This window comes from Lacticaseibacillus sharpeae JCM 1186 = DSM 20505 (assembly GCF_001436225.1).
In the GTDB taxonomy this organism is placed as follows: domain Bacteria; phylum Bacillota; class Bacilli; order Lactobacillales; family Lactobacillaceae; genus Lacticaseibacillus; species Lacticaseibacillus sharpeae.
Genome location: NZ_AYYO01000044.1, coordinates 37063 through 49964, shown reverse-complemented (window position 1 = coordinate 49964; position 12902 = coordinate 37063). Strand labels below are relative to the sequence as shown.

The 12902-nt window shown below is 54.9% G+C and carries 13 protein-coding genes; 1 reads left to right on the top strand and 12 read right to left on the bottom strand.

What is annotated here, in order from left to right:
- Positions 1-310: 310 nt before the first annotated feature.
- Positions 311-982, bottom strand: coding sequence for an EAL domain-containing protein (locus FC18_RS08585; protein ID WP_054677223.1), 672 nt, complete (start codon positions 980-982; stop codon positions 311-313).
- Positions 983-1619: 637 nt separating this feature from the next.
- Here FC18_RS08585 and FC18_RS08580 point away from each other — a divergent pair.
- Positions 1620-2423, top strand: coding sequence for an HAD family hydrolase (locus tag FC18_RS08580; protein WP_056976087.1), 804 nt, complete (start codon positions 1620-1622; stop codon positions 2421-2423).
- Between the two features lie 87 nt (positions 2424-2510).
- Here FC18_RS08580 and glmM read toward each other — a convergent pair whose 3' ends face one another.
- The 11 genes from glmM to FC18_RS12330 form a co-directional block, all read right to left on the bottom strand.
- The gene (gene glmM, locus FC18_RS08575) at positions 2511-3863 is read right to left on the bottom strand and encodes a phosphoglucosamine mutase (RefSeq protein ID WP_056976085.1); all 1353 of its coding nucleotides are present in this window, start codon (positions 3861-3863) and stop codon (positions 2511-2513) included.
- Between the two features lie 43 nt (positions 3864-3906).
- Entirely contained in the window at positions 3907-4965 is a 1059-nt protein-coding gene (locus FC18_RS08570; RefSeq protein WP_054677220.1) for a CdaR family protein, read from the bottom strand.
- Entirely contained in the window at positions 4962-5816 is an 855-nt protein-coding gene (gene cdaA, locus FC18_RS08565; protein ID WP_056976083.1) for a diadenylate cyclase CdaA, read from the bottom strand. Before cdaA ends, FC18_RS08570 begins: the two co-directional genes overlap by 4 nt.
- 78 nt (positions 5817-5894) lie before the next feature.
- Positions 5895-7061: an MFS transporter gene (locus tag FC18_RS08560; protein ID WP_056976081.1), complete on the bottom strand. Its 1167-nt coding sequence runs from the start codon at positions 7059-7061 to the stop codon at positions 5895-5897.
- 169 nt (positions 7062-7230) lie between these two features.
- Complete coding sequence (locus FC18_RS08555) at positions 7231-9294, bottom strand: cation:proton antiporter (protein ID WP_056976079.1); 2064 nt, start codon at positions 9292-9294, stop codon at positions 7231-7233.
- Between the two features lie 92 nt (positions 9295-9386).
- On the bottom strand, positions 9387-10265 hold the full coding sequence (murB, locus tag FC18_RS08550) for a UDP-N-acetylmuramate dehydrogenase (protein WP_054677430.1): 879 nt from the start codon (positions 10263-10265) through the stop codon (positions 9387-9389).
- Positions 10266-10418: 153 nt separating this feature from the next.
- Complete coding sequence (locus tag FC18_RS08545; protein ID WP_235804222.1) at positions 10419-11216, bottom strand: alpha/beta hydrolase; 798 nt, start codon at positions 11214-11216, stop codon at positions 10419-10421.
- Between the two features lie 124 nt (positions 11217-11340).
- Positions 11341-11652, bottom strand: a complete 312-nt coding sequence (locus FC18_RS08540; RefSeq protein WP_054677216.1) for a DUF1292 domain-containing protein — start codon at positions 11650-11652, stop codon at positions 11341-11343.
- A 70-nt stretch (positions 11653-11722) separates the two neighbouring features.
- Positions 11723-12157: a Holliday junction resolvase RuvX gene (gene ruvX / locus FC18_RS08535; RefSeq protein ID WP_054677214.1), complete on the bottom strand. Its 435-nt coding sequence runs from the start codon at positions 12155-12157 to the stop codon at positions 11723-11725.
- Positions 12158-12418 (bottom strand): IreB family regulatory phosphoprotein, encoded by a 261-nt coding sequence (locus FC18_RS08530; protein ID WP_054677212.1) that lies wholly within the window; start codon positions 12416-12418, stop codon positions 12158-12160.
- Positions 12419-12487: 69 nt separating this feature from the next.
- On the bottom strand, positions 12488-12902 hold a 415-nt coding region (locus FC18_RS12330; protein ID WP_235804220.1), incomplete at its 5' end, for a DHHA1 domain-containing protein.

Here is a 12902-nt window from a genome sequence, read left to right as displayed (position 1 = left end):
TGTTCCTCCGAATAATTGGACTAGATGAATTTAGATAATTCATCGCTGTTGATGTTTGTAGAATAGTTTGTATGACGGCTTTTGTCAAGACTGTAACGGATTAAATAATCGCCATCGTCACGGATTGGTATAGATACTATTGTGAACGTTTTTGTCAGTATATCTGCCATTCCCGCCACCATGGGCTTAGGCGATTATGGCCTATACCGCTGCTTCAAATTAAGGTATACCAATTCAACTTGTTAAATATTTTCTTAAGGCCATCATTGGGCCACTAAAAAAGCGGCGTACCCATGGGCATCCGCTTCACTTATTCTTTAATCGGTAACAAGGCTGGTTTGCCCAAGAAGTAGCCCTGGACAATCTCACTTGGAAATTCAGCGCGAATCAAGGCCAGCTCCTCGGCACTCTCAATCCCCTCGATGGCAAGGGTCTTCTCGTGTTGCTTGGCCAGCTGCCACCAGTGCGCGAGTTCAGGCTTGATCTGCGCAATACTGCTAAATGGACGCAGGTTCTGCAACGCAAACTTGTATTCATCCACGTAATCGTCCATCGCACTGGCCAACTGCTCGTTGTTTTGCTCTGTCCCCACGTCATCGAGCACGACACGCAGGCCATATTCGTGGAAATGCTTGGCAGCATCTACAAGCTGCGGCACCGTCACGGACTCCGCGTTGCGCTCAGTTAGCTCCGTATAGAGCACCACGCGCGTGCACCGCTGCACGGCCTGCACCAGTTGCAGGTATTGCTCCTGAACAAAGTGTTCCTGCTCCAAATTGAACGAAATCAGGTCAATCGTCTGCGGCAAGGCACTGACCGTCTGCCGCAACAGGTCTCCGAAAATGGCGCTCGGAATACTGATGAAATCATGGGGCAAAACCCACTCGCCATTAATATTTTCACGGATAAACAGCTCGTATCCAATTGGCCCGGCAGCAATGTGCTCCGGGTCAAACTTCGGCTGGCCAAAAAATCGATACATCTCCACAACACCCACTCACGTCGCGCAATTTGGACTGCACATCGCCGGCCGCTACTAACGACGTGCATTAATGTTCGCGCTTTATCTGTACTTATTATACAGGTTTTGTGCATAAAGCAAAGCGAAAAAATTATATTTACCCTTATTTTTTCTTTTTAAGTTACACAGATTTAGGTATTGTTGAAAACGCATATATTTATTTATGAAGCCTATTAGCTAGGCAACCTTGGCAAAACGCATTCGTTTTGTTATGTTTGCCACGCTTTTTTGTCTAAACCGGTGGTACTGTAATTTTCAGTAAAACTGCATTTATGGTCTCAATATTGACACCCTTATCCGCCCCCAGCAGTTCGATATTTACACTAAAAGCCCCGGCAAATGGGGTTGAAGCTTAATATTCATACACAACTACTGAATAGGCGGCACCAGCGGCCGGCAACTAATGCTGGTACCCATACCACTGACGACCGTAATGTTTTAATTTTAGCCAGTAGTTGGTGCCCGCCACCGGCGCATATTCCCTAACCTAACCTCGTTATGTCACATTGACCGTAATATTAGGTCATGTCATAATAATCGCGTCAACCAGCGTGGAAGTTCCCACTACTGACAAAAATAATAATCACGAGGAATTACCATGCCTGAAATCAAATTAATTGCAACCGATATGGACCACACATTACTCACCGAAGCCGGTGAATTACCGCCCCACTTTGACGCGTACATAGAGCAAATGCAGCGCGCGAACATTCAGTTTGCGGTGGCTTCTTGCCGCCCGCTCTACACACTTGAAGCGATGTTCCCCCAGTACAAGGATCAGCTCATCCTCATCTGCGACAACGGCGCGGTGATTAAGCACCACGGCAAAATCATTGCCCAGACATTGCTCCCCAACGCGGACTTGCGCGAAATGTTCCGCTACGTGCAGGAGCACACCGATGGCCACCCACTCATCTGTGGTCTGGATGGCGCGGTTGCCGACCGCGCCGACACCGCATACGACGCCGAATTTCGCGCTTTTTACACCACCCTGAACTATCGCACTGACCCTCTGGCTTGGGCCGGGCAGGCGGATAAGCTGACCCTGTACCTGCCACACCACGACGCCGAGGCCGTCTTTGCCAACCAACTTAACCCCCGCTTCGGCGACCGGTACTCCGTGGCCGTCACGGCGGACTGCTGGATTGACATCATGCCTATGCACATTAACAAGGGCAACGCGATGATGCAGATGAGTCAGCTGCTGCAGATTGATGCCACTGCCATGATGGCGTTTGGCGATAACTTCAACGATAAGGAAATGCTGCAGTACGTCAAATACAGTTACCTGGTGGCCAACGCCCGGCCGCAGATGGCTCCGTATGCGGACTTCCGCACGGCCAGCAACCAGGAATTCGGGGTGCTGAAGGTCATCAAACGGGTACTCGCACAGGCGGAATAATCCGCGCTGCTTCGTGCAATTGGACAGATACCAAAAAAGGTCCGGAAGCGTGAACTCACGCTTCCGGGCCTTTTGTAATTGGGCGAATTACTTACCCATTTCGGCAACAACCACCGCGACGATTTCGTCAACGTAGGCGTTAACCAGTTCTTCAGTCTTCGCTTCAGCCATTACCCGCAGCAGGGCTTCGGTACCGGAAGGACGGACGAGCACGCGGCCATCCCCGGCCATCTTTGCTTCCACCTTGGCGATGGCATCGGTGATTGCGGGGTAGTTCTTCCAGGAGTTCTTGTCCGTTACGGGCACGTTCACGAGCTTCTGGGGGTAGGTCTGCACGGGTGCGGCCAGTTCGGACAGGGTCTTGCCGGTTGCGGCCATGACGGACAGCAGCTGAATCCCGGTCAGCATCCCGTCACCGGTGTTGTGGTGATCAAAGAGAATTACGTGACCACTCTGTTCCCCACCGATGTTGTAACCTTCCTTACGCATTTCTTCGACCACGTGGCGGTCCCCAACGGCGGTCTGGACGGATTTCATGCCGTTAGCTTCAATCGCCTTGTACAGTCCGAGGTTACTCATTACGGTGGTGACAATCGTGTCCTTCTTCAGGCGGCCCTGAGACTTCATGTAGCTACCCAGGATGAACATAATCTTGTCACCATCGACAATGTTGCCCTGTTCATCCACGGCGATGCAGCGGTCTGCATCCCCATCGAAGGCCAAACCAACCTGTGCGCCCTTCTCCACAACCATCTTGGCCAAAGCCTCGGGGTGGGTGGAGCCGACGCCGGCGTTGATGTTAATGCCATCTGGTGTGGTGGCCATGGTGTCAAAGTCGGTATCGAGGTCACCGAACAGCCGGCTCACAATGCCGCTGCTGGCCCCGTTGGCCGCATCCAGCACCACGCGAATGCCGGAAATGTCTTCGGTCACGGTCTGTTCCAGGAACTGCACGTACTTCTGCGTACCTTCTGGGTAATCCGCTGCGGTCCCCAGACCCTTGGCGCTTGGCCGTGGCAACGTGTCTTCAGGGGCATCGAGGTACTTCTCGATTTCCTCTTCCGTCTCATCAGCCAGCTTGTAGCCATCAGGGCCGAAGAACTTAATCCCGTTGTCCTGTGCGGGGTTGTGGGAGGCAGAAATCTGAATCCCGGCAGCGGCGCCCTGCACCTTAATCAGGTAGGCAACGGCGGGGGTGGTAATCACACCGAGGTTCAGCACTTCAATCCCGACAGACAAAAGGCCGGAAATCAACGCGTCCCCGAGCATCTGCCCGGAAATCCGGGTGTCGCGGGACACGAGTACAAGTGGGGCCTTGTCGCCCTGCTGGTGCTTGGTGAGGACATAGCCCCCTGCACGGCCGAGGCGGAAAGCAAGTTCAGGGCTCAAATCTTCGTTTGCAACCCCACGAACACCATCTGTACCAAAATATTTAGTCATTATCTGATTCTCCCATTCATCGATTAATCACGTTTAGTTAAAACTACTTGCTGCTACTGCTGTCACTGTCGCTACTCGAGGCGGCGCTACTGGAACTCTTCGTCGTCGCGCTCGAATCAGCTTCCGGTACCAGTGACTTCGAATTCGTCACCTTGATGGTCACCTTCGCCGAACCGGGCTTGACGGATGCTAAGTCAGAGTCAATCGCGGTCAAATCGATGGTTTTCTTGGTGGTCGTATCAATCCCGCCAACATCGATTGGCACTTCCAGACTGTCGAGATCCTGCAGCACAGACTTCTTGCCGTAAATCATCACGGATTCCGTGTTCGATTCGAACGCGTAGGACCGGCCAGTTGCCGCCTTGCCTGTCTGCTTGAAGGTAAGCGGCACCTTCTTGCTTGGCATGCTGATTGGCAACTTCACCCGCACGGTCTGCGGCGTAATCATGACGTCCAGCGTGTGCCCGTTACTATCCAGTGCCTGGAGTGTCACGGTCTGGGTGATGTTCTTGTGCGTATTCCGGGCTAATGCCAAGCTGGCAGAAACCTCGTAAATCCGTTCAATCTCACTCCGCGCCCCCGTAACTTGCACGTTGGCGGTGGACAGTACCGGCGAACCGGCCGTGTAACCATCAGCAATCGCGCTCTTATTGTAATCCACTTGGACCGCCATTGTCTTGCTAATTCGGTTCTGGATGTTAACTTTTATTGTCGCCGGGTCCACTTTGTACGTCAAGTTGTTGCTCAACCCCTGCACTTGCAGGCGCACGGTGTGGCTACCCACCGACAGCTTACGCAAGTTCGCCACCACGCGGAAGTTCTGCGTGTTTTGTAGCGTCGTCACCAGTGCAGCGTTCCCTTCGACCTTCACCTTAACCTTCTCGGGGAAGCCGGTGACGTAATACTTGTCGAGGTCAGCGTTGATTTCAAGCGGGGCACTAATGCTAACTGTCTTGGTCGCCAGCACCGCGCTGTCCGTCGTCTTATTGGTGTGGATTGAGTTATCAATCTTCTCCGCATTCACGTATGCGAACAGGGCAACGGCGATGAACAGTGAGAGCACGCGGTATACCCATGGGCTATCCCAAAATTTATTCATCATTTGCCCCCCTTCTTGCCGAAACCGGCAATCAGGCCGAGGAAGAATTCTTGCACGGGTTTGTGCTTGTCTTCTTCCTCTTCCGGTACGAGCTGTGCGGTCAGGAACTTCAGGTAATCGTCACGCGTCATGTCGATCATCAGGTTGTTGTTGCAGGTGAGCGTCACGCCCCCGGTTTCTTCAGACACAACCACGGTGACCGCGTCCGTCACTTCGGAAATCCCGACGGCGGCACGGTGCCGCGTCCCGAGTGACTTCGGAATCGCACTCGACTCGGACAATGGCAGGTACGCCGCGGCCACGGCGATGCGATTTTCGCGAATGATGACCGCCCCATCATGCAGGGGGGTGTTGGGGATGAACGTGTTGATGAGCAGCGCGCCCGTAATCTCGGCGTCCATCTTAATCCCAGTCTCGATGTAATCTTCCAGCCCGGTGTTGCGCTGAATGGTGATGAGGGCCCCAATGCGGCGCTTACTCATGTACTGCACGGCCTTGTCAATCTCGTCCACCATGCGCAATTGCTGCTCCCGCGCGTTGCTGGATGAGCGGTTGAACAAGCCACTTCGACCCAGGTGTTCCAAGCCGCGCCGAATTTCTGGTTGAAAAATAATCACAATCGCGATGACTGCCCAACCAATTACCTGGTCCACAATCCAGCCAACCGTCTTCAGGCCCAGGTACCACGCCAGAATCCGGATGACGGCAATGACCAATATGCCCCGGAACAGTTGAACGGCCTTGGTCCCGCGCACCAACATAATCAACCGGTACACCGCGTACCAGACGACCAGAATGTCAACGAGATCAGCCAGGGTCGACCAACTCCAGAGGCTTTCGAAGATTTGTGTCATGCGTAACCTCCCATTTAATTCATGTCCCGATTATACCACAGGGTTCGCGCCCATTTGTCCGCGCATTGCAGACTTTGCCTACATCTGCGCTTTGGCGCGCGCCCGGGCACTCACCGCCGCGAACAGAACCATGACGGCGGCTAACCCGCCAATCGCAAGCAAGAAGAGAATGTGGTAGGAAAAGCCCTCGATAATCATGGCGCCAAAGAGTGGGCCCACTGCCCGCCCCGCGGATGCCCCCGCTTGCACCAGCCCCTGGTACTGTCCGCGCGTGTGGGCAGTAGCGAAGAGGTTGATGTAGGTAGAAATCGCCGGCATCGCCAGCACTTCACCAAGTGACAGAATCACCATTGCGAGCACAAAGCTCAAGTACGTGTGGGCGCCAAGCAACCAGATGAAGCTGAGCGTGAATAAGGTAAGACCCGTGCACAACCGCAACGTGATGTGCTTAGTTAGCCAGGTGTCCATCCGCGTGACCACGGGCTGCACGAGCAAAATCACAATGGCATTGACCGTCCACACCGAACTGTATTCACGCACCGACAAGCTTTTGCTGAGCATGTACGACGACAAATTACTATCCCACTGCTCATAGAAGAACCAGACGACAAACACGACTACCAGGACGGCAAGCACTTCTGGCCGAACCCGAGACTTGCCGTGCTCTGCAGGTGCTTCTTCCGCATCGTTTTGCCGCAACCTATGGCCCCGATACATCGTAAACACAATGATTGCAAAAAAGAGGTAAATTACCGCCGCACACGCGAACACCCAACCGATACCAGCAGCCAGCACGTTGCCGACCACGAGCGTCCCCGCCGCCACCCCGAGCGAGCTGGTGAAGTACAGGAAGTTAAAGGCGTAACTCGCTGCGTGACCCGGCACCTTCGTGGCGAGGCCGTTAATTGACGTAAAGGTCATCCCGCTGCCCAGGCCCATCAGCGTCAAGAGCACCGGGTAAATTGGCCAGCCGTGGAAGAAAATCAGCGCACTGGCGGCCAGCACGTCGATACTAATGCCGACCATGAGCGTGCCAATGGGTTGCCAACGGTCGAACAGATTGCCGCCAATGGTGTTGCCGCACAAGGAGGCTATGCAGTTCAGGAAAATCACCACACCGGCCATTGTCAGCGGCATTTTCAGATACTCATGCACGTAAATCGTGGTGAGCGGCCAAATAAAGCTACCCCCGAGGTTCGTGATCAGCGAGCCCAGCAGTAACCAAACTAATTTAAAATCTTTCATACTATTCCTCGCACTGATTCAATCCGGTCCACATCGGGCACGGATGTTATGTATTATCCTGAATTATTATATGCCGTGCGTGCGGGCATTGCGAGCCCAATCGCATCGTGCCGGCCGTGGCCACAAAAAAAGCCAAGTGCCCAGGTGTAAGGCATTTGGCATTAATCAATTAATCTTCCTGCGCCGATAACGTAATCGCACTTTCGCTGTACGAAATGTCGGTGCTTAGCTTCTGGGCCACTAGCGGCGTGATGTACCCTTGTTCCATCAGCTGGTGCACGGCGGCGCGTTCGGCCGTGAAGCCCACCATCCGCAGCCGCTGCATCTCGGCCTGGTACTGCTCGTACTTGTTGTTGTGCACCGCGTGGACAGTCGCAATCCGGCTGCGGTAGTGCGTCATCTGCGTCTTAATTACCGAACGGGCAAACTTGCGGTTCTTGTACTCGTCACTCTTGAGCGTGGCGCTGATATTCGCCAGCGCGCCCTTGGCCGTCGCCTTCAGCACAAAGAGATACTCATTATTATTCCGCCGCATCCGGCCAATCACGTGGACAAAATCGAGGCGGTGGCGCATCTTGCCGGCAAACTGGCGCCAGCGCATCCCGACCGTCCGGTGCCCGTCGCGTTCGATGAGCAACCGCATGTCCTGGACCTTCAGCGTCAGCCGGTGGTGCAATTTGCGGTACAAAGATTCCGGAATTTTGCCAGCTGCATGTAGTTCGTTCAGGGCTTGCAGCTCCCCCGTCGTCCCCATGATTTTCAATTCGAGTTCATCACGCAACATGACGGGCATCCCGTCGCTAGTATCCGCCGCCAGCCGCAATTTGCGCTGGCGCCGCTGGTAGTCACTGATGAGATCCAGCGCGGGTTTCTGGTTGTCCTCCTTCTTCTCCGTCTCCAGCCGCTGCACGGCTACCTTGAGAACGTATGCCTGCGCCTGACTCCAGGTGAGGTGCTTGCCTGGCGCCACGTGCTCTGCAATATCCGGCTGGGGCGCCAGGTGGGCCATAATGGGCAGGCCAATTGTGGCTACCAGCAGGCTCATAAGCGTCACGCCCGCCGCGATGAACAGCATTAAGCTGCGTTCGGGGAAAAGCTGGCCGGTCGTTGTCACCACGGGAATTGCGAGCACCCCAATGACGGTAATCGCCCCGCGGACCCCGGCAATCCCGGTGAGCAGCGCGGAGGCAAAGCTCGGTGCCCGCTTCTTGCGGCGCTTAGCGGTCAGCAGGTTGCTGCTGTACACCCACGCGGTGCGCAGTGCCAGCAGTGCCGCGAACACGACGACCACAATGCCCAGCGCCTGCAACGTGCTGACATCGTGGTTCGCAATCGTCGCGCGCATCGCCACGGGCAGTTCAATCCCGAGCAGCACGAAAATCAGGCCATTGAGCACGTACACCATAATCGACCAGGCGTGTTCGCTGACCAGCTTCAGTTCCGGCAGCACGGCGCCGTAGTTGTTGCGTCGGCTGTTACTGAGCAGCCCCGCGATGACCACGGCGATGACCCCGGAAGCGTGCAAGCCCTCATCTACTAGCAGGTAAATGATGAACGGCGTGATCAGCTGCAACACCGTGTGCAGCGTCACGTCCCCAATCCCCTGGCTAAACAGCAGTTTGCGCACCCAGTTGATGATGCCCATGAGCACCGCTCCGGCCAGAGCGCCGACCAAACTGACATACAGAAAATCAAGTGCCGCGTGCCCAGCCGCGAACTCACCGGTCAGGGCCACGGCAATCCCGTACTTGAAGCCAATCAGGCCGCTCGCGTCGTTAATCAAACTTTCACCGGCGACCAAGTGCAGCACTTTTTTCGGCATCGGTAAGTGTTCGGCAATACCTTCAACCGCAATCGCGTCCGTTGGCGCCAGCAGTGCCGCCAGGGCCACCGCGGCAGCCAGTGGAATCGGTGGCACCAGAATGTGGATGAGGAGGCCAATGAGGAACATCGTCGCGAACACGAGCACGACGGCGTTACTGACGATTTGTCCCCGCAATGCCCAGAGCGCGCGGTGGGAGAAGTGGCGCCCGTCATTGTACAGTAGTGGCGCGATGAACAGCAGCATGAACCAGTCGGTCGCAACCGGCACCTGCACGTTAATCACCAGCGCAATAATCAGCCCCAAGACGATTTGGATAATCGCATCGGGCACAAACGGCAAGAAATGACTAATAATGTTGGCTACCAGTACTAGTGCCACCATCATTAATACCCCTTGAACAATCGTCATTTTCCCACCTCCATAATCAAAATACTAATAACATTATACCCAAAACGCAAAAGGAGATTCCCTCATTTCTGAAAGAACCTCCAAGTATTTTGTTATTTGTCTGCTACCGGCGTCGCAACTGGTTCGCCGATAATCCGCACTTCGGGTTCTAGATCAACGTCGAACTTGGCCTTCACGTGCACCTGAACGTAATGAATCATGTCCAGGTAATCGGTCGCTGTCGCGTGGTTGATGTTGACGATGAAGCCGGCGTGCTTCATCGAAATCTGCGCGCCACCGATGATGTGGCCCTGCAGTCCGGCCTGCTGAATCATCGGGCCAACGTAATGCCCCGTTGGCCGCTTGAACACACTCCCGCAAGATGGGTATTCCAGTGGCTGCTTGGAACGGCGCAGATCGTTCAGGTGGTCCATCTCGGCCCGAATCGCCTTGGCGTCCCCGGGCACAAGCTTGAAGGTTGCCCCGAGCACAATTTCGCCCGTCTCCTGGACGACGGAGTGGCGGTAGGAAAAGTGCATGTCATCACTCGTGTACGTGTGCAGTTCACCGCTGCGGGTAATCACCTCGACACTGGCCACACAATCCTTGACCTCACCGCCGTAAGCACCGGCGTTCATGAACACCGCCCCCCCGACAGAACCGGGAATCCCGGCAGCAAATTCCAAGCCGGACAAACCCGCCGCACCAGCAGCATCGGAAGTGTCGATAATCCGGGCCCCAGCCGCAGCCGTGACCTCGTTGCCGTGCACCGTGATTGTGTGCATGTGCGTCAAAATCACGACGAGGCCGCGAATTCCGCCATCGCGGACAATCAGGTTGCTGGCGTTACCAATGATGGTCAGTGGCGTGTCATTATCCTTGGCGTAGTCCACCAAATCGTGCACTTGCGCAATGGTTTCGGGGAACGTCAGTAAGTCGGCTGGACCCCCAGTTTTCGTAAACGTATAGTTCGACAACGGTTCGTTCACCATTGCCGGCACCCCAGCAATCGTCTTCTGCGTGCTTGCCACTATTTACACATCCTGTTCTATAGGCTACATCCTGTATAGCCCAATCTATAATATAATCATTCTAGCACAAACCGTTCACTTCACGCGTGCCTCCGCATAATCTTCACGCCAACGTTAAAAATAGCGGTCAAGGAACTGCTGCACGCTGCCGATTACGTCGGGCAAATAAGCCTCCCCGTGACGCGTCCCCGGCAGCAAGATGGTCTCAACCGGCACACTCTTGGCTTGCAGCAAGCCCGCTAGTTGCAAGGGCTCACTAGCCGGCACCAGTTCGTGCAGTGAATTGATGAGCAACCCCGGGCCGCTAGTGGCCCGCACCCAACGCCAAATCGACGCGGCATCAAGCTGTGCCGGCGTGATTTCTGGCAGCAGATTTTCAATAATCCACTTGTAATAGCCGTCGTCGCTGCCATCTTGGTCAATGGCACTGCTGGCGGTGTGCTTGCTAAAAATGCGCTGCACCGGCGTCACGTCTGGGTGCGCCGCGTAAAATCCGGCCAAATCAAACAGTCCGGACAGGCTCACAAACGGTCGGCCCAGGGTTAAGCCCAGGTACGCCGCGAGATGGCCGCCGGTGGAACCGCCGATAAAGGCGATGTTCTGCGCCGTAAAGCTTGGTTCATGGGCAATTAACCACTGATACGCGGCCAGGACGTCTCTATTTTGCGTCGGAAACAGGTTTGTCGCCGCCAGGGCCAGCCGGTAGTTAATCGCCGCCACCGTGTAACCCATGTCCACAAACCTGGCTGCGGTGCTCATCTCCTTATGCTTATCGCCCTGCCACCAGCCGCCGCCGTGAATGAGCACCAGGCTGCGACCGTTACTGCTGGCTGGCGTGTAGAGATCGAGCTTCTGCATTGCATCCGTGCCGTATTGAATATCCTGTTCCAGCATTTGCACCACCACTTTCATCTTGACCAAACATTCTGCTCTTGGCCACATTATACTGCACATGGCAAAAAGTAGAACGGTCCCGCTAGCACCTTGCGCGGGCGCAAACAAAAAGGCCTGGCATTAACGCCCGGCCTTTTCATTCTTACTGCATGTCGTCGTCAGCAAGGAAGGTGTTCAGTACTTCCTCAACCATTGCCCATTCGTCGTCGTCTTCGATTGGGAAGAGGTCGCCGGAGCTGGCATCGCCGTTCTCGTCTGGTGTGTACGCGAAGGCTTCGATTTCGACATCGTCATCATCGGCTGCACCTTCTGGGTAAAGCAGGACGTAGGACTTGCCGTAGTCTTCGGAATCGAACGTGAACAGCACGTTGTACAATTCCTCGTTACCCTTGTCGTCAATCAGCGTAATCTGCTGGTCGTTTTCGCCTGGGTGAATCTTTTCTTCGTTTGCCATTGTGTATCTCCCTTCGCCACACGCCAGAGCGGGGCTGTTTAATCGCGCACCAAGTTGCGGCACACATTATCTATTCTTGGGTTAACTTACCCTTACTATCCAGGTAGTTCTGCAAAATAAACTGCGCGGCCATCTTGTCGATAACCTTCTTCTGCTGCTTCCGGGAAACGTCAGCCTCGTCGATTAGGATGCGGTACGCGGACACGGTGGTCAGGCGTTCATCAATAAAATCAACGGGCAGGCCGAACTTCGCCTTCAGTCGCTCTGCGTAGTCGCGACATGCGGCCACGCGCGGACCTTCAGTGTTGTTCATGTTCTTGGGCAAGCCAAGAACGAAGCCGGTTACCTCGTGTTCAGCAACCAACTTCTTGACCCGGCCTAACCCCAAGTTGCCCTTCTCGGAATCAATGGGGATAATCTCAAGCCCCTGCGCAGTCCACCCGAACGGATCGGAAATCGCTACCCCAACCGTCTTGGTTCCGATATCTAAGCCAAGTAAACGCATCTACTTGTTCTCGGTTCCGAGGTAATTGCGGACGAGTTCTTCAATGATCTCGTCCCGCTCGTGCTTCCGGATGATGTTACGGGCATCGTTATAACGCGGAATGTATGCAGGATCTCCGGACAGCAGGTAGCCAACGAGCTGGGTAATCGGGTCGTAACCCTTTTCCTTCAGCGCGTCATAGACCGTAGTCAGTGATTCGCGGACATTCTTTGGCGAGTTATCGCGAAAATTAAAGTGGACAGTTTCATCCAATGAACTCATGCTATGCACCTCTATTCTTTCAGTTCACCGCCTATTCTACTGTAAAGACGGCAAAAGTACAAACTTCAGTTAAGCGTTTTCTAGTAATTTCTTTGCTTCTGCTAATGCAGCTGGAATTCCGTCGGCACGCTTACCACCGGCCTGGGCCATGTCAGGCCGACCACCACCGCCGCCACCGACAAGTGGGGCAATCTGCTTGATCAGGTTCCCGGCCTTCACGCCGCTGGCAATGGCATCCTTGCTGGCACCAACCAGCAGGCTGACCTTGCCGTCGTTGGCCGTGGCGAGCACGAGCACGTCGGAACTGCCCTTGGTCTTCCACTGGTCAGCGAGCTGGCGCAGTTCGTTCATCCCCGCTACCTGTACGGAAGCGGCGATGAGTGTGAAGTTTCCGGCCTTCTCGGCGCTGTCGAAGATGTTGGCTGCGGCCTGGCTGGCAATCTTGCTCTGGAGGGCAGCAACTTGCTTCTGGCTGTCGCGCAGT